Annotated in this window: 1 protein-coding gene; it reads right to left on the reverse strand. The window is 51.7% G+C overall.

Going from position 1 to position 269, the window contains the following annotated elements:
* Positions 1 to 269 (reverse strand): iron chelate uptake ABC transporter family permease subunit (locus SB658_RS24235; RefSeq protein WP_410602901.1); only part of this gene is annotated, 269 nt, incomplete at both ends.

Consider the following 269-nt stretch of genomic DNA (forward strand, 5'->3'; position numbering starts at 1 on the left):
GGAAGATGCCGCTGCCGATAACACCGTCCATCAGGCCGATGGAAATTTCGTACGGGAAAATGATCTCCGTTCGCAAAATGTCGCAAAACAGCACAAAGACAGCGCAAAAGAGAGCGGTGTGAGGCAGGCTGCTCCTCAGGTTGTCCCCTTTGTAAATCGACACCATATTGGGAATGATCAAACCGAGAAACGGCAGCATCCCGACGGTCAGGATCACCAGTGAAGCGATGAGCGACACGATAATCAGACCGATATTGACGACGCGTTTG

Origin of the sequence: Bacillus sp. SIMBA_008 (assembly GCF_046535495.1) — a bacterium.
GTDB lineage: Bacteria > Bacillota > Bacilli > Bacillales > Bacillaceae > Bacillus > Bacillus subtilis.